At 56.3% G+C, this 15,765-nt stretch carries 16 protein-coding genes; 9 read left to right on the plus strand and 7 right to left on the minus strand.

Annotated features, from left to right (window positions below):
* The first annotated feature begins 11 nt into the window (after positions 1 to 11).
* Positions 12 to 3,335 carry a miniconductance mechanosensitive channel MscM gene (gene mscM, locus IM300_RS13860; protein ID WP_063867124.1) on the plus strand — a complete coding sequence of 1,108 codons (3,324 nt, stop codon included), beginning with the start codon at positions 12 to 14 and terminating at the stop codon, positions 3,333 to 3,335.
* Positions 3,336 to 3,374: 39 nt separating this feature from the next.
* Here mscM and yjeM read toward each other — a convergent pair whose 3' ends face one another.
* Complete coding sequence (gene yjeM / locus IM300_RS13865) at positions 3,375 to 4,874, minus strand: glutamate/gamma-aminobutyrate family transporter YjeM (RefSeq protein ID WP_107534503.1); 1,500 nt, start codon at positions 4,872 to 4,874, stop codon at positions 3,375 to 3,377.
* A gap of 168 nt (positions 4,875 to 5,042) precedes the next feature.
* On the minus strand, positions 5,043 to 6,020 hold the full coding sequence (gene epmA, locus IM300_RS13870; protein WP_063450943.1) for an elongation factor P--(R)-beta-lysine ligase: 978 nt from the start codon (positions 6,018 to 6,020) through the stop codon (positions 5,043 to 5,045).
* Between the two features lie 309 nt (positions 6,021 to 6,329).
* Between epmA and frdA the strand changes: the two genes are divergently transcribed.
* The 4 genes from frdA to frdD are packed head-to-tail and all read left to right on the plus strand — an operon-like array spanning position 6,330 to position 9,623.
* Positions 6,330 to 8,120: a fumarate reductase (quinol) flavoprotein subunit gene (gene frdA / locus IM300_RS13875; RefSeq protein WP_193036991.1), complete on the plus strand. Its 1,791-nt coding sequence runs from the start codon at positions 6,330 to 6,332 to the stop codon at positions 8,118 to 8,120.
* Positions 8,113 to 8,847 (plus strand): succinate dehydrogenase/fumarate reductase iron-sulfur subunit, encoded by a 735-nt coding sequence (locus IM300_RS13880; RefSeq protein ID WP_193036993.1) that lies wholly within the window; start codon positions 8,113 to 8,115, stop codon positions 8,845 to 8,847. The genes frdA and IM300_RS13880 overlap by 8 nt, the downstream gene beginning before the upstream one ends.
* A gap of 10 nt (positions 8,848 to 8,857) precedes the next feature.
* Positions 8,858 to 9,253, plus strand: coding sequence for a fumarate reductase subunit FrdC (gene frdC, locus IM300_RS13885; protein ID WP_063867117.1), 396 nt, complete (start codon positions 8,858 to 8,860; stop codon positions 9,251 to 9,253).
* 10 nt (positions 9,254 to 9,263) lie between these two features.
* Complete coding sequence (gene frdD, locus IM300_RS13890; RefSeq protein WP_042715376.1) at positions 9,264 to 9,623, plus strand: fumarate reductase subunit FrdD; 360 nt, start codon at positions 9,264 to 9,266, stop codon at positions 9,621 to 9,623.
* Positions 9,624 to 9,652: 29 nt separating this feature from the next.
* On the opposite strand, the gene ampR is transcribed toward frdD, so the two are convergent.
* Entirely contained in the window at positions 9,653 to 10,528 is an 876-nt protein-coding gene (gene ampR, locus IM300_RS13895; RefSeq protein WP_193036995.1) for a LysR family transcriptional regulator AmpR, read from the minus strand.
* A 132-nt stretch (positions 10,529 to 10,660) separates the two neighbouring features.
* On the opposite strand from ampR, the gene blaACT reads away from it, so the two are divergent.
* Positions 10,661 to 11,806: an ACT family cephalosporin-hydrolyzing class C beta-lactamase gene (gene blaACT, locus IM300_RS13900; RefSeq protein WP_193036997.1), complete on the plus strand. Its 1,146-nt coding sequence runs from the start codon at positions 10,661 to 10,663 to the stop codon at positions 11,804 to 11,806.
* Between the two features lie 109 nt (positions 11,807 to 11,915).
* On the plus strand, positions 11,916 to 12,446 hold the full coding sequence (locus tag IM300_RS13905) for a lipocalin family protein (RefSeq protein ID WP_193036999.1): 531 nt from the start codon (positions 11,916 to 11,918) through the stop codon (positions 12,444 to 12,446).
* Here IM300_RS13905 and sugE read toward each other — a convergent pair.
* The gene (gene sugE, locus IM300_RS13910) at positions 12,443 to 12,760 is read right to left on the minus strand and encodes a quaternary ammonium compound efflux SMR transporter SugE (protein ID WP_063450951.1); all 318 of its coding nucleotides are present in this window, start codon (positions 12,758 to 12,760) and stop codon (positions 12,443 to 12,445) included. The genes IM300_RS13905 and sugE overlap by 4 nt on opposite strands.
* A 262-nt stretch (positions 12,761 to 13,022) precedes the next feature.
* Between sugE and IM300_RS13915 the strand changes: the two genes are divergently transcribed.
* The gene (locus IM300_RS13915; RefSeq protein WP_063867109.1) at positions 13,023 to 13,622 is read left to right on the plus strand and encodes a LuxR C-terminal-related transcriptional regulator; all 600 of its coding nucleotides are present in this window, start codon (positions 13,023 to 13,025) and stop codon (positions 13,620 to 13,622) included.
* Positions 13,623 to 13,658: 36 nt separating this feature from the next.
* Here IM300_RS13915 and ecnB read toward each other — a convergent pair whose 3' ends face one another.
* The 3 genes from ecnB to efp form a co-directional block, all read right to left on the minus strand.
* Complete coding sequence (gene ecnB, locus IM300_RS13920; RefSeq protein ID WP_003855942.1) at positions 13,659 to 13,805, minus strand: lipoprotein toxin entericidin B; 147 nt, start codon at positions 13,803 to 13,805, stop codon at positions 13,659 to 13,661.
* A gap of 108 nt (positions 13,806 to 13,913) precedes the next feature.
* A complete protein-coding gene (locus IM300_RS13925) occupies positions 13,914 to 14,045 on the minus strand; it encodes an entericidin A/B family lipoprotein (protein WP_063450953.1) in 132 nt (43 codons plus the stop codon).
* Between the two features lie 57 nt (positions 14,046 to 14,102).
* Positions 14,103 to 14,669 carry an elongation factor P gene (efp, locus tag IM300_RS13930; RefSeq protein WP_003855940.1) on the minus strand — a complete coding sequence of 189 codons (567 nt, stop codon included), beginning with the start codon at positions 14,667 to 14,669 and terminating at the stop codon, positions 14,103 to 14,105.
* Between the two features lie 40 nt (positions 14,670 to 14,709).
* Between efp and epmB the strand changes: the two genes are divergently transcribed.
* Positions 14,710 to 15,738 (plus strand): EF-P beta-lysylation protein EpmB, encoded by a 1,029-nt coding sequence (gene epmB / locus IM300_RS13935; RefSeq protein WP_063450954.1) that lies wholly within the window; start codon positions 14,710 to 14,712, stop codon positions 15,736 to 15,738.
* The last annotated feature ends 27 nt before the right edge of the window (positions 15,739 to 15,765 follow it).

Below are 15,765 nucleotides of genomic sequence, written 5' to 3' on the forward strand. Positions count from 1 at the left end.
GGATCGCTGACGTGCGCCCGATTATCGTATTACTGATGGCCTGGTGCCTCAGCATGGGGGCGTACGCAGCGACGGCCCCCGACGCCAAACAGATAACCCAGGAGCTGGAGCAGGCAAAAGCGGCGAAACCCGCTCAGCCGGAGGCCGTTGAGTCGCTCCAGTCTGCACTGAACGCGCTTGAGGAGCGGAAAGGCTCCCTTGAGCGCGCACAGCAGTATCAGCAGGTTATCGACAACTTCCCCAAACTCTCTCAGACCCTGCGCTCGCAGTTAAACAACCTGCGCGATGAACCTCGCCAGGTACCCGCAGGGATGACGTCCGAGGCGCTGAATCAGGAGATCCTGCAAGTCAGCAGCCAGCTTCTGGAAAAGAGCCGCCTGGCTCAGCAGGAGCAGGAGCGGGCGCGTGAAATTGCCGACTCCCTCAGCCAGCTTCCACAGCAGCAAACCGACGCCCGCCGTCAGTTAAATGAGGTGGAACGCCGCATCGGGACGCAGACGGGCAACACGCCGCAGAATCAGGCGCAAAATCTTGGGCTACAGGCTGAATCCGCCAGACTGAAAGCGCTGGTCGATGAACTGGAGCTGGCACAGCTTTCTGCCAACAACCGCCAGGAGCTGTCGCGGATGCGTTCCGAGCTGGCGCAGAAGCAGAGCGAACAGCTTGATGCGTATCTCCAGGCGCTGAGAAATCAGCTCAACAGCCAGCGTCAGCGTGAAGCTGAACGTGCCCTGGAAAGCACCGAGTTATTGGCCGAAAACAGCGATAACCTGCCTGAAAGCATCGTCGCCCAGTTTAAGGTTAACCGCGAGCTTTCTGCGGCGCTGAATCAGCAGGCGCAGCGTATGGATTTGGTCGCGTCGCAGCAGCGCCAGGCCACCAATCAAACCCTTCAGGTGCGTCAGGCGCTCAACACGCTGCGCGAACAGTCCCAGTGGCTTGGCTCGTCTAACCTGTTGGGCGAAGCGTTACGCGCGCAGGTCGCGCGTCTGCCGGAGATGCCAAAACCGCAGCAGCTTGATACAGAGATGGCGCAGCTGCGCGTTCAGCGTCTTCACTATGAAGACCTCCTCAACAAGCAGCCGCAAATCCGCCAGATCCGTCAGGCTGACGGACAGCCGCTTACCGGCGAGCAGAGTCGTATTCTGGAAGCGCAGCTGCGCACCCAGCGCGAGCTGCTGAACTCCCTGTTACAGGGTGGCGATACGCTGATCCTTGAGCTGACCAAGCTGAAAGTGTCGAACAGCCAGCTGGAGGATGCGCTGAAGGAGGTCAACGAGGCCACGCACCGTTATCTCTTCTGGACGTCCGACGTGCGGCCGATGACCTTCGCCTGGCCGATTGAAATTGTGCAGGATCTGCGCCGCCTTATTTCGCTGGATACCTTCAGCCAGTTGGGCCTTGCCAGCGTGATGATGATAACCAGTAAGGAGACCATCTTCCCGCTGCTGGGAGCGCTGATTCTGGTGGGCTTCAGTATTTATTCCCGTCGCCACTTCACCCGTTTCCTCGAGCGCTCCAGCGCCCGTGTGGGAAAAGTGACCCAGGATCACTTCTGGCTGACGCTGCGCACGGTGTTCTGGTCAATTCTGGTCGCGTCCCCGCTGCCGGTGCTGTGGATGACGCTCGGATACGGCCTGCGTGAAGCCTGGCCTTATCCCCTTGCCGTCGCGATTGGCGACGGCGTAACCGCCACCGTCCCGCTGCTGTGGGTCGTGATGATTTGCGCCACGTTCGCGCGGCCAAACGGTCTGTTCATCGCTCACTTTGGCTGGCCGCGTAATCGCGTTGCGCGGGCGATGCGTTATTACCTGATGAGTATCGGGCTGATTGTGCCGCTGATTATGGCGTTGATCATGTTCGATAATCTCAATGACCGGGAGTTCTCCGGCTCGCTGGGACGTCTGTGCTTTATGCTGATCTGCGGGGCACTGGCGGTGGTAACGCTCAGCCTGAAGCGCGCCGGGATCCCGCTCTATCTCGATAAGAGCGGCAGTGGCGATAACATGTTTAACCGTCTGCTGTGGAACCTGCTGCTCAGCGCGCCGCTGGCGGCAATGCTGGCGGCAGCTGTCGGCTACCTCGCTACGTCGCAGGCGCTGCTGGCGCGACTGGAAACGTCGGTGGCCATCTGGTTCCTGCTGCTGGTGGTTTACCACGTTATTCGCCGCGGCATGCTGATCCAGCGTCGTCGTCTGGCGTTTGACCGCGCCAAACATCGACGCGCAGAAATTCTGGCCCAGCGTGCGCGCGGCGAAGAAGAACCGAACCACGTCAACAGCACGGAAGGGGCAGCGGAAGCAGACGACGTTGAACTGGATCTGGATGCTATCAGTACCCAGTCCTTGCGGCTGGTGCGCTCAATTCTGATGCTGGTTGCCCTGCTGTCGGTGATTTTCCTGTGGTCGGAAATTCACTCCGCGTTTGGCTTCCTGGAGAACATTTCGTTGTGGGACGTGACGTCCACGGTACAGGGAGTCGAAAGCCTGGAGCCCATCACCTTAGGGGCCGTGCTGATTGCGATTCTGGTGCTGATCATCACCACGCAGCTGATACGTAACTTCCCTGCTCTGCTGGAGCTGGCGCTGTTGCAGCATCTGGATTTAACCCCCGGCACGGGCTATGCGATCACCACTATCACCAAGTATTTAATCATGCTGTTTGGTGGGCTGGTTGGCTTCTCGATGATTGGTATCGAATGGTCAAAACTGCAATGGCTGGTTGCCGCCCTGACCGTAGGCCTGGGCTTTGGTTTACAGGAGATCTTCGCCAACTTCGTGTCTGGTCTGATCATCCTGTTTGAAAAACCGATTCGAATTGGCGATACGGTGACCATCCGCGATCTGACCGGCAGCGTCACCCGAATCAACACCCGCGCTACCACCATCAGCGACTGGGACCGTAAAGAGATCATCGTCCCGAACAAAGCGTTTATCACCGAGCAGTTTATCAACTGGTCGCTGTCTGACTCCGTCACGCGTGTGGTGCTGACCGTACCGGCCCCGTCGGATGCCAACAGCGAAGAGGTGACGCAGATCTTGTATACGGCTGCTGAACGCTGTTCGCTGGTAATCGATAACCCGCCGCCGGAAGTCTTCCTGGTTGATTTGCAGCAGGGGATTCAGATTTTCGAGCTGCGTATTTACGCCGCCGAGATGGGCCACCGTATGCCGCTTCGCCATGAGATCCACCAGCTGATTCTGGCTGGCTTCCGCGAGCACGGGATCGATATGCCGTTCCCACCGTTCCAGATGCGTCTGGAAACGCTGGACGGACGTAAGACGGGAAGAACCTTGACGTCAGCGGCGCGTTCGCGCCCGGCGGGAAGTTTGTAATCCCTTTTCCCCTCCCTGTCGGGAGGGGTTTTTCATCCGCTATGCCACTTCCGCCACGCAGATCGTCATGCGACGGCGGTAGTTTTCATAAATCCCCATTGCCAGCATTGAGAAGAAAATCGGTCCGCCAACCATCCACAGCGTGCTGTTCCAGTCATTTGCCTCAACCACGGGCTGAATGACGGTAAAAATGTTGGCGAACGCAACGACCAGCACCACAACGGTGGTCGCCACCAGCGTCGCCGCGCGGGTTTTGAAGATCACAAACGGACGCTCCAGATCCTGCTTCGCCTTAAAGAACGGAAACGCCAAGGCCAGGAAAAGGTACGGAAGCGTCATTGACACGTTCGCCATCAGGGTCAGCTTGTTATAGAAGGCCGACGCGGTATCGCCGCCAAAGGACACCAGCAGAATGAATACGCACACCAGCAGGCACTGCATCCACATGGCGTTAGCAGGCATACCGGCAGCATTAAGCTGGGTCATCCGTGCGGGCCACAGCGCCTTTGGCGTGCCCTGAATAATCGCTTTCAGCGGCGAGTAGATGAGCGTGAAGAACGCGCCGGTATAGGCGAGGAACATCGACAGGCCGGTAATGCGCGCAAACCAGATCCCCAGGGTAGCCGATGCTTCCGGCGTCAGGTGCATGGCGTTACCGAGCGTCATCCCCAGGCTTTTCATCAGCACGTAGGTGATGTTCCCGAGGTTGGTCGTGTTATTGCTCAACACCTGCTGCCAGTTGGTGCTGACGCCCCAGAGGAAAATCGCCAGCGAGTAGCCAATGGAAATAACGATGGCGGCAAAGATAATGCCTTTGGCGAAGTTCTTTTCCGGGTTTTCGGTTTTGTCGACCAGCCCGCCTACGGCTTCAATACCGCCGTAAGCAAAGATGGCAAACACCACGAACGAGAGCATGGCCAGCCCGGACTGATACCCCGGATTAGGCGATGAAACAAAGTTGACTTCCTGGGCGAAATGCCCGCCGTTCAGGCACAGAATGGCGATACTGGCCAGCAGCAGCACCAGATTCAGACACATCACGGAAATCCCGCCAACCGCGGTGATACGGGCTATTTTGTTGATGCCTTTGGAGGCCACCAGCGTGACCACCACCATCCAGCACACCGCCAGAATACCCACCACCTGCGTGGAGCTCAGCCCTGCCAGGGACCAGACCTGCGTTTTGTCCGCACCGAAGAGAAACGTCGAGAACGGCACCCAGACCTTGGCTGCCGTGCTGACCATCCAGACGACGTAGGATGAAAACCACATGAATGTACCGATAAACGCATAGCGTGGACCGACGCTGTTGTTCATCCACGAATAGATGCCGCCCTCTTCTTTCCGGTAAGCCGAGCCCATCTCCGCCATCATCAGCGCAAACGGGATAAAGAAGAACAGAGCGGAAACGATATAAAACGGCGTCGCGCTGTAGCCCATCAGATAAAAAGCGGACGGGCTATTAGCAAAGCCAAAGACTGACGTAAAAATCATCAGGATGAGCCCGGTAAGGGTCATTTTTTTGAGTGAGTGGGACATATAACCATCCGAAACGGAATTAAACTGCGCGGATGGTAGCAGATGACCAGACAAATATTGTGGCTATACGAGTCAAATTAAGAAAAAGACCCGCGTATAGAGAAAATAGCAGTTTTTAATATGGCAAGTTAAATGACCGGGTAAGCGACAGCGCCACCCGGCAACTCTTTAAGCGCGATCGACCGTAAAGGCGATCACGTCGCCCAGCTGTTCCGCGCCCAGCGCCAGCATCACCAGACGATCCACGCCCAGCGCCACGCCGGAGCAGTCCGGCAAACCGGCCTTAAGCGCTTCCAGCAGGTTGGTGTCAATCGGCTGCTGCGGCAGACCGCGCGCGTTGCGCTTGCGGTTATCCTGCTCGAAACGCTGCTGCTGTTCGCGCGCGTCGGTCAGCTCGTGGAAACCGTTCGCCAGCTCAATGCCTTTGAAATACACCTCAAAACGCTCCGCCACGCGGTGATCTTCGGTGCTGATCTGCGCCAGCGAGGCCTGGCTGGCCGGGAAGTGATAGACAAACGTCGGGCGATCTTTACCAATTTGCGGTTCAACGCCAAAGGTGAACAGCAGTTGCAGCAGCGTGTCGCGGTCCTCTTCGGTATCCGCCACGTTGCTCAGATCCAGTTTTGCCGCCACCTCACGCAACTGGGTTTTATCAGCCGAGAGCGGATCGATTTCCAGATGGCGCTGGAAGGCCTGCTGATAGGAGAGCGTTTCAGCTTCCGCGCAATCCAGCACCTGTTGCAGCAGATCGTCGACTTCGTTCATCAGGCGATACATGTCGTAGTGCGGGCGGTACCACTCCAGCATGGTAAATTCCGGATTATGGTGCCGGCCCATCTCTTCATTACGGAAGCTACGGCACAGCTGATAAACCGGGCCACATCCGGCCGCCAGCAGACGCTTCATATGGTATTCCGGGCTGGTCATCAGATACAGATTCATGCCCTGAGAGTGGCCAGGGCCAACAAAACGGGTTTCAAACGGGACCAGATGAATATCCGTGACCGTCGCCTGACTCATGCACGGCGTTTCCACCTCCAGGACGCCGCGATCTGCAAAGAAGCGGCGGATCTCCGCCATAATTGCTGCGCGCTTCAACAGGTTTGGAATGGATGCGCTCGGCTGCCAGGTGGCCGTTTCGCTCATGAGTTTTTCTCCGTTTTCAGACAAGGGCACGAAGTCTACTCGTAAGCCGGGGCAGAGACAAATTTTGCACAGTAAAAGTCCTTTTTCATTACACAGAAAAATACTGTGACGCCATTCATCAATCACGATGATAAATCACCGCACAGAACAGCAAAAAAATCGAACGCGTCAAATTTCCCTCACATCTACGCGGTTATACTGTTATACCCATAAAGGAGCAGTGGAATCGCTTCCGCAATCGCCCGTTCGGGCAGGTGAACGTCCTTTAGTCCATCGCGTTGCGGGAAAACAAAAATCTGGAGGAATGTCGTGCAAACTTTTCAAGCCGATCTTGCCGTAATAGGCGCTGGCGGGGCTGGATTACGCGCTGCAATTGCTGCGGCACAAGCCAATCCGAACGCTAAAATCGCATTGATTTCAAAAGTCTATCCGATGCGCAGCCACACGGTAGCCGCAGAAGGAGGATCCGCCGCCGTCGCGCAGGATCATGACAGCTTCGAATACCATTTCCACGACACGGTTGCAGGGGGCGACTGGCTTTGCGAACAGGATGTCGTTGATTATTTCGTTCACCATTGCCCAACGGAAATGACCCAGCTGGAACAATGGGGATGCCCGTGGAGCCGCCGTCCGGACGGGAGCGTCAACGTTCGCCGCTTCGGTGGCATGAAGATCGAACGCACCTGGTTTGCCGCCGATAAGACCGGCTTCCACATGCTGCACACCCTGTTTCAGACCTCCCTCCAGTTCCCACAAATCCAGCGCTTTGACGAACATTTCGTTCTCGACATTCTGGTCGACGACGGTCATGCGCGCGGGCTGGTGGCGATGAACATGATGGAAGGCACGCTTGTCCAGATCCGCGCGAATGCAGTGGTCATGGCGACCGGCGGTGCGGGCCGCGTGTACCGCTATAACACCAACGGTGGCATCGTCACCGGTGACGGTATGGGCATGGCGCTCAGCCACGGCGTGCCGCTGCGCGATATGGAGTTCGTTCAGTATCACCCAACCGGCCTGCCCGGCTCCGGTATTCTGATGACGGAAGGCTGCCGCGGTGAAGGCGGTATTCTGGTCAACAAAAACGGTTACCGTTATCTACAGGATTACGGTATGGGCCCGGAAACTCCGCTCGGCGAGCCGAAAAACAAATACATGGAACTTGGCCCACGCGACAAAGTTTCTCAGGCTTTCTGGCACGAGTGGCGCAAAGGCAACACCATCTCAACGCCGCGCGGTGACGTGGTGCATCTCGACCTGCGCCACCTCGGCGAGAAAAAACTGCTGGAGCGTCTGCCGTTTATCTGCGAGCTGGCGAAAGCCTATGTGGGCGTCGACCCGGTGAAAGAGCCGATCCCGGTGCGTCCAACCGCGCACTATACGATGGGCGGAATCGAAACCGACCAGCAGTGCGAAACCCGCATCAAAGGGCTGTTTGCGGTGGGCGAGTGTTCCTCCGTGGGTCTGCATGGCGCAAACCGTCTGGGCTCAAACTCGCTGGCTGAGCTGGTGGTCTTTGGACGTATGGCGGGCGAACGCGCGATGGAGCGTGCCGCAACCGCAGGCGACGCCAACAGCGCGGCGCTGGATGCGCAGGTTGCAGACGTCGAAAAACGGCTGAAAGACCTGGTGAACCAGGAAGGTAACGAAAACTGGTCGAAGATCCGCGACGAAATGGGCCTGTCGATGGAAGAAGGCTGCGGGATCTACCGTACGCCAGAGCTGATGCAGAAAACCGTCGACAAGCTGGCGGAGTTGCAGGAGCGCTTCAGGCGCGTGCGCATCACCGATACCTCCAGCGTCTTTAATACCGACCTGCTCTATACCATTGAACTGGGCCACGGCCTGAACGTCGCGGAGTGTATGGCGCACTCTGCCCTGGCGCGTAAAGAGTCGCGCGGCGCGCACCAGCGTCTGGACGAGGGCTGCACCGAACGTGACGACGTCAATTTCCTTAAACACACTCTCGCCTGGCGCGATGCGGATGGCACCACCCGCCTGGACTACAGCGACGTGAAAATCACCACGCTGCCACCAGCGAAACGCGTTTACGGTGCAGAAGCAGAAGCCGCCGATAAGAAGGAGAAGGCGAATGGCTGAGATGCAAAAACTGAAAGTTGAAGTGGTGCGCTACAACCCGGAAGTGGATACCGCCCCCCACAGCGCTTTCTACGAAGTCCCTTTCGACGAGCAGACCTCCCTGCTGGATGCGCTCGGCTATATCAAAGACAACCTGGCGCCAGACCTGAGCTACCGCTGGTCCTGCCGCATGGCAATCTGCGGCTCCTGCGGCATGATGGTCAATAAAGTGCCGAAGCTGGCGTGTAAAACCTTCCTGCGTGATTACACCAAAGGCATCAGGGTTGAAGCGCTGGGCAACTTCCCGATTGAGCGCGATCTGGTGGTCGACATGACCCACTTTATCGAAAGCCTCGAAGCGATAAAGCCGTACATCATAGGCAACTCGCGTACGCCGGATCAGGGGCCAAACACCCAGACGCCCGCGCAGATGGCGAAATACCATCAGTTTTCCGGCTGCATCAACTGCGGCCTGTGCTACGCCGCCTGTCCGCAGTTTGGCCTGAACCCTGAGTTTATCGGCCCGGCCGCCATTACCCTGGCGCACCGCTATAACGAGGATAGCCGCGACCACGGCAAAAAAGAACGTATGGCACAGCTTAACGGCCAGAACGGGGTCTGGACCTGCACGTTTGTGGGTTACTGCTCTGAAGTCTGTCCGAAGCATGTCGACCCGGCCGCCGCCATTCAGCAGGGAAAAGTGGAAAGCTCGAAAGACTTTCTTATCGCTACCCTGAAACCACGCTAAGGAGTGCATGATGACGACTAAACGCAAAGCCTACGTGCGGCCAATGCCGTCCACCTGGTGGAAAAAACTGCCGTTTTATCGCTTCTATATGCTGCGTGAAGGCACGGCAGTTCCCGCGGTCTGGTTCAGCCTCGAACTGATGTACGGGCTTTATGCTCTCAAGCACGGCCCGGAAACCTGGGCCAGTTTTGTTGGCTTCCTGCAAAACCCAATCATCGTGGTTCTGAATCTGATTGTGCTCGCAGCCGCGCTGCTGCATACCAAAACCTGGTTTGAACTGGCGCCAAAAGCGGCAAACATCATTGTAAAAGGCGAGAAAATGGGACCGGAGCCGGTTATCAAAGGGCTCTGGGCGGTGACCGCAGTTGTCTCTGTGGTCATTCTGTTTGTCGCGCTGTTCTGGTAAGGAGACTATCGTGATCAATCCAAATCCAAAACGTTCAGACGAGCCGGTCTTCTGGGGGCTGTTTGGCGCAGGCGGCATGTGGAGCGCCATTATTGCCCCGGTCATCATCCTGCTGGTCGGGATCATGCTGCCGCTGGGGCTGTTCCCGGGCGATGCGCTGAGCTACGAGCGCGTGCTGGCCTTTGCGAGCAGCTTTATTGGCCGCGTATTTCTCTTCCTGATGATCGTCCTGCCGCTGTGGTGCGGCCTGCACCGTATCCACCATGCGATGCACGATCTGAAAATCCATGTGCCAAGCGGTAAATGGGTCTTCTACGGTCTGGCGACCATTCTGACGGTGGTCACGCTGATTGCCGTGGTCACCATCTGACTGAACTGGCCCGCCGTCCGGCGGGCTTTTTACTTTTTCATCTTTCCTGCCAGCCACACGGAAAATTCCCGCATTGCGGGCGTTTCAGCCCGGGACTGCAATCGGGTCAGCCAGTAACTGCCGAGCTCAATTTGCGTTGCAAAGGGCTGTACAATGCGCTCGCTGGCTAACAGATGGGTAAACATATCGACAGGCGCGATGGCAATGCCCACTCCCGCCTGAGCAGCCTCCAGCATGGTGACGGACGAATCAAACACCATTACACGGTGCGTTGGCGAAGGGGGATGCTCGCCGGCCGCCTGCATCCACGCGGACCACTCGTCGCGCCGGTAGGAGCGCAGCAGCGTAAACCTGAGGATATCGGCCGGACTGTGCAGACGAGCGGCAATATCCGGCGTACACAGCGGCGCGAGCGGCGCATGACAAAGAAATTCAGCCTCGGTGCCGTGCCACGCCCCGCCGCCGTAGCGGATCGTGTAGTCCAGCCCTTCGGCGGCCGGATCGACGCGGTTATTATGGGTAGAAAGCTGAAGATCGATATGCGGATAGCCACGGCGAAAATCGTCCAGCAGTGAGAATAACACCCCGGTCGCGAACGTGCCCACCACGCCGATTTTCAGCTTCTCCTGCGCACGATGGTTAGCGAAGCGATCCAGCATACCGGCTATACGATCGAACGAATCATTCAGCACCGGCAGTAAATTTTCGCCCTCGGTAGTCAACATCAGCCCGCGCGAAACGCGAACGAACAGCTGACAGTTCAGGTGCTGCTCCAGCGTCTTCACATGCTGGCTAATGGCGGAATGGGTCACGTTCAGCTCAATGGCCGCATGCGTAAAGCTGAGATGTCTTGCGGCGGCTTCAAAGGCTCGAAGCGAATTGAGAGGGAGATAGCTTCGCGTCATGGTCTCTTCCGTTAGAAAAATTAACAGCTAATGCTAAATTTAACCGTTTGTCAGGTGCAGTCAAATCCAACAGACTACGCCTGTCTGACGGGCCCGGACATCCCCTTGACTCGCTATTACGGAAGATTACTGATGATGAAAAAAACCCTTTGCTGCGCCGTGCTGCTCGGCATCTCTTGCTCTGCCCTCGCCGCGCCAGTGTCCGAACAACAGCTGGCGGAGGTGGTCGCGAAGACGGTTACGCCGCTGATGAAAGCCCAGTCTATTCCCGGTATGGCGGTGGCCGTTATTTATCAGGGTAAACCGCACTATTACACGTTTGGCAAGGCCGATATCGCAGCCAACAAACCGGTTACCCCTCAGACCCTGTTCGAGCTGGGCTCTATAAGTAAAACCTTCACCGGCGTTTTAGGTGGGGATGCCCTTGCTCGCGGTGAAATTTCGCTGGACGATCCGGTGACCAAATACTGGCCTGAACTGACGGGCAAGCAGTGGCAAGGGATTCGAATGCTGGATCTCGCGACCTACACCGCTGGCGGTCTGCCGCTACAGGTGCCCGATGAGGTGACGGATGACGCCTCCCTGCTGCGCTTCTATCAACACTGGCAGCCACAGTGGAAGCCAGGCACAACGCGCCTTTATGCCAACGCCAGCATCGGCCTGTTTGGTGCGCTGGCGGTCAAGCCTTCCGGCATGCGCTACGAGCAGGCGATGACCGAGCGAGTGTTCAAACCGCTGGCGCTGCATCACACCTGGATTAACGTGCCGAAAGCGGAAGAGGCGCATTACGCCTGGGGCTATCGTGACGGCAAAGCGGTACACGTTTCGCCGGGTATGCTGGATGCACAAGCCTATGGCGTGAAAACCAACGTGCAGGATATGGCGAACTGGGTCATGGCAAACATGGCGCCAGAGAACGTTGCTGATGCCTCACTTAAGCAGGGCATCGCGCTGGCGCAGTCGCGCTACTGGCGTATCGGTTCAATGTACCAGGGCCTGGGCTGGGAGATGCTCAACTGGCCCGTGGAGGCCAAAACGGTGGTTGATGGCAGCGACAGTAAGGTGGCGCTGGCCGCCTTGCCTGCGGTCGAAATAGATCCTCCGGCTCCGCCTGTAAAAGCCTCCTGGGTGCACAAAACCGGGTCGACGGGCGGGTTCGGCAGCTACGTGGCCTTTATTCCTGAAAAGCAGATCGGCATCGTGATGCTCGCGAATAAAAGCTATCCGAACCCGGCACGCGTTGAGGCGGCATACCATATCCTCGACGCGCTACAGTAAAACATTGCCGGGTAGCGGCTTCGCCTTACCCGGCAAAACCCGCTGCACAATCTTCCGCATTTTTCCTGCTGTCATCTACACTTAACAAAAAAACGGTAAGGAAACTCCTATGCGCATTCTGCCTGTTATTGCCGCAGTAACAGCCGCGTTTTTAGTGGTTGCTTGCAGTTCCCCAACTCCTCCGCCTGGCGTCACGGTAGTCAGTAATTTTGACGCACAGCGCTTCCTCGGCACATGGTATGAAATCGCCCGCATGGATCATAAATTCGAAAGGGGCTTAGAAAAAGTTACGGCCACCTACAGCGCGATGGATGACGGCGGGATCCAGGTCGTCAACCGCGGCTATAATCCGGACCGGCAGATGTGGCAGCAGACGGTGGGTCAGGCCTTTTTCACCGGCGCGCCTAACCGCGCGGCAATGAAAATCTCTTTCTTCGGCCCATTCTACGGCGGATATAACGTTATTGCGCTGGACAGAGAGTACCGCCACGCGCTGGTGTGTGGGCCGGATCGCAACTATCTTTGGATACTCTCCCGCACGCCAACGATCACGGCGGAAATGAAGCAGCAGATGCTGGACGTTGCGACCCGGCAAGGGTTTGACGTGACGAAATTAATCTGGGTAAAACAGCCGCATTAGTGCGTACTCAGTTTTAACCCAATGATGCCCGCGACGATTAATGCGAGGCTGGCGATGCGCGCCAGGCTCGCAGATTCCCCCAGCAGCAGAATGCCGGTAATGGCAGCCCCTACCGCGCCAATTCCCGTCCAGACAGCGTAAGCCGTTCCCACTGGCAAGGTCCGCATTGACCATGACAGCATAACGATACTGACAATCATCGCGGCGATGGTAATGACGCTGGGCGTCAGGCGGGTAAAACCGTGGGTGTATTTCAGACCAATTGCCCATACCACTTCGAGCAAACCGGCGATAACAAGAACGATCCAGGACATTTCAGGCTCCTTAACTTTTAGACAAGTTGGGGCCGTCCCCGATGAGTGACGCGCTTACGGGTCGTCCCGCAAGGCAGAAGTTGCACCTTATATTTTGGTTAGCGCGGAATTTTTTTTCAAACTTTTTTTGCTGAACGCGTTAAGGCAAGAAATAGCCTCAGTAAGGCGCGCAGTTCAGGCATTTATAACTCATCCGACTTCTCTATGATGTTATGCTTTCTGATGGCAGGAAGCCAAACCACTAGCCGACTGCGAATATTGTATGTTCAAAATTCTTTTGATTGACCGCTGTCACTTCACCCGCGCGGGATTTGAAGCATGGGCCAATCATTCAGACCTGCTGTCAGGTCATTTCGTCGTAACCGGGGTGAATAACCTTTTCCTCGCCAGAGAGCATATTCTGCAATGGAAACCTGCACTGGTCATCGCTGATTTATCTGGCTTCCGGCAGGATTTACACCATTTTCAACAACTGTCTTCCCTGCTGATTGCCAGCGAAACGCTGCCTTTTATTTTGCTGCAATCTGGGCAGGAACAGGCGTTGACGGATTATCTGGCGCAATACCCGATATGGTCTTCACTCTCTAAAAATACCGATCTGGAAGGACTGGCAGCGGTGATTAACGACGCGCTAACGTCATGCGCAACCCCGGAGCTTCCGGAAATGGCAGCACCGTTACTGACGCGTCAGGAAGAGAGAGTTCTGACATTGTGGATGGAGGGCGCAAGCAACCAGAAGATTGCCAGTCATCTGCGCATTAACGGCAAAACGGTGTACACATACAAACGCAATATCCGCATGAAACTTCATATGGATACGCGATATTCCCCGTTTTTAACGCTACAGGAAGTGGAGAATTGACGGTACGGTGAATTCACTGCCGTACCGTCGTTGTCATTAGTTCTGAGCTTTAGTTGCTGCGCCAGAAATAGCGTTACCACCGTCGGAGATATCTTCCCCTACGCCACGGGTGGTGTTACATGCAGTCAGTACCGAAGAAAGCACCAGAACAGAAAAGATCGCTGCAATTGTTTTCTTAACCATAATATCTTCCTTTTATAGCCAAAGTTATTTTGTGTATAGCAACTTAAGAATAGACAAGATCTTGTCGTTTGACGGAAAAGGAAGAATTTTTAGGAAAATTAGACGGAATTAGCTGGCCGCATGGGAAATGATATGGCCGAGATCCTGGATATCTTCACCCACGCCACGCGCGGTGTTGCAACCGGAGAGCATTGCGCTGGAGAGCGCGAACAGAAGCAGAATTTTAACGGTACGTTTCATCTTCCCTGCCTGCAAAATCAGGCGCAGCGGGCGCTGCGCCTTACATCACGACGTAAATTACTTCACGCGGGATACGTATTCGCCGGAGCGGGTATCCACTTTGATCACTTCACCGATCTGTACGAACAGCGGTACTTTCACTACTGCGCCGGTAGACAGGGTAGCTGGCTTGCCGCCGGTACCTGCGGTATCACCTTTCAGACCTGGATCGGTTTCAACAATTTCCAGCTCAACGAAGTTCGGCGGGGTAACAGCGATAGGCTGACCGTTCCACAGGGTCACGATGCACTCAGCCTGATCCAGCAGCCACTTAGCGTTATCGCCAATGGCTTTCGCATCAGCAGACAGCTGCTCGAAGGTTTCGTTGTTCATGAAGTGCCAGAACTCACCGTCGTTGTACAGGTAAGTCAGGTTCATGTCGACAACATCAGCGCCTTCAGCGGAGTCAGTAGATTTGAAGGTTTTCTCAACACGGGTACCGGTCAGCAGGCGGCGCAGCTTAACGCGCGCAAATGCCTGGCCTTTACCTGGTTTAACGAATTCGCTGGCTTCAACCGCGTACGGTTCGCCGTCCATCATGATTTTAAGACCAGCACGAAAATCGTTGCTATAGTACGTTGCCATAAGGCCCTCTAAATTTGTTAACTGGTAGCTAAGCCACAAAATGGCGCATATTGTAACCCTAAACACCCCGTCCAGAGAAGATTGGTTATCGCAACTTGCCGATGTAATCACCAGTCCTGATGAATTGCTGCGTCTTTTAGACCTCGATCAGCACCCGGAGTTGCTTGCTGGCCGTGAGGCAAAGCGACTTTTCGCCCTGCGCGTTCCCCGCGCGTTTGTCGCCCGAATGGAAAAAGGCAACCCTGACGATCCACTGTTAAAACAAACGCTGACCTCTCAGGATGAGTTTATCACTGCGCCGGGATACAGCACCGATCCGCTGGAAGAGCAGAACAGTGTGGTACCGGGTTTGCTGCATAAATACCGCAACCGTGCGCTGCTGCTGGTTAAGGGCGGCTGTGCGGTAAATTGCCGCTACTGCTTCCGCCGTCACTTCCCGTACGCTGAGAATCAGGGTAATAAGCGCAACTGGCAGGTGGCGCTGGACTATATTGCGGCGCACCCGGAACTGGATGAAATCATCTTCTCCGGCGGCGACCCGCTGATGGCAAAAGATCATGAGCTGGACTGGCTGCTGACTCAGCTTGAGACCATTCCGCACATTAAGCGTCTGCGCATTCACAGCCGTTTACCGATCGTCATCCCGGCGCGTATCACCGACGCCCTGGTCACGCGCCTGGAGCAGTCCCGTTTGCAGGTGCTGCTGGTGAACCATATCAACCACGCGAATGAAATTGACGCGGACTTTCGCGCGGCGATGGCGCGGCTGCGAAAAGCGGGCGTGACGCTGCTCAACCAGAGCGTATTACTGCGCGGCGTGAACGACAGCGCCAGGGTGCTGGCCGATCTCAGCAATGCCTTATTTGATGCGGGCGTCATGCCCTATTATCTGCACGTTCTTGATCGCGTTCAGGGCGCGGCGCACTTCATGGTGACGGATGAAGAGGCCCGCCAGATTATGCGCGAACTGTTAACGCTGGTTTCAGGTTATATGGTGCCGAAGCTGGCACGCGAGATTGGCGGAGAGCCGAGTAAGACGCCGCTGGATTTGCAGCTGCGACAGCAGTAAAAGGCAGGTGGCGCTACGCTTACCTGG

Origin of the sequence: Enterobacter cloacae complex sp. I2 (assembly GCF_014896205.1) — a bacterium.
Taxonomy (GTDB): domain Bacteria; phylum Pseudomonadota; class Gammaproteobacteria; order Enterobacterales; family Enterobacteriaceae; genus Enterobacter; species Enterobacter quasihormaechei.

What these genes read in the sequence shown, in the direction of transcription:
- yjeM (WP_107534503.1), bottom strand. Translation starts at nt 4,874, where the DNA reads ATGTCCCACTCACTCAAAAAAATGACCCTTACCGGGCTCATCCTGATG.
- epmA (WP_063450943.1), bottom strand. Translation starts at nt 6,020, where the DNA reads ATGAGCGAAACGGCCACCTGGCAGCCGAGCGCATCCATTCCAAACCTG.
- IM300_RS13880 (WP_193036993.1), top strand. Translation starts at nt 8,113, where the DNA reads ATGGCTGAGATGCAAAAACTGAAAGTTGAAGTGGTGCGCTACAACCCG.
- frdC (WP_063867117.1), top strand. Translation starts at nt 8,858, where the DNA reads ATGACGACTAAACGCAAAGCCTACGTGCGGCCAATGCCGTCCACCTGG.
- ampR (WP_193036995.1), bottom strand. Translation starts at nt 10,528, where the DNA reads ATGACGCGAAGCTATCTCCCTCTCAATTCGCTTCGAGCCTTTGAAGCC.
- blaACT (WP_193036997.1), top strand. Translation starts at nt 10,661, where the DNA reads ATGATGAAAAAAACCCTTTGCTGCGCCGTGCTGCTCGGCATCTCTTGC.
- IM300_RS13905 (WP_193036999.1), top strand. Translation starts at nt 11,916, where the DNA reads ATGCGCATTCTGCCTGTTATTGCCGCAGTAACAGCCGCGTTTTTAGTG.
- sugE (WP_063450951.1), bottom strand. Translation starts at nt 12,760, where the DNA reads ATGTCCTGGATCGTTCTTGTTATCGCCGGTTTGCTCGAAGTGGTATGG.
- IM300_RS13915 (WP_063867109.1), top strand. Translation starts at nt 13,023, where the DNA reads ATGTTCAAAATTCTTTTGATTGACCGCTGTCACTTCACCCGCGCGGGA.
- ecnB (WP_003855942.1), bottom strand. Translation starts at nt 13,805, where the DNA reads ATGGTTAAGAAAACAATTGCAGCGATCTTTTCTGTTCTGGTGCTTTCT.
- IM300_RS13925 (WP_063450953.1), bottom strand. Translation starts at nt 14,045, where the DNA reads ATGAAACGTACCGTTAAAATTCTGCTTCTGTTCGCGCTCTCCAGCGCA.
- efp (WP_003855940.1), bottom strand. Translation starts at nt 14,669, where the DNA reads ATGGCAACGTACTATAGCAACGATTTTCGTGCTGGTCTTAAAATCATG.
- epmB (WP_063450954.1), top strand. Translation starts at nt 14,710, where the DNA reads ATGGCGCATATTGTAACCCTAAACACCCCGTCCAGAGAAGATTGGTTA.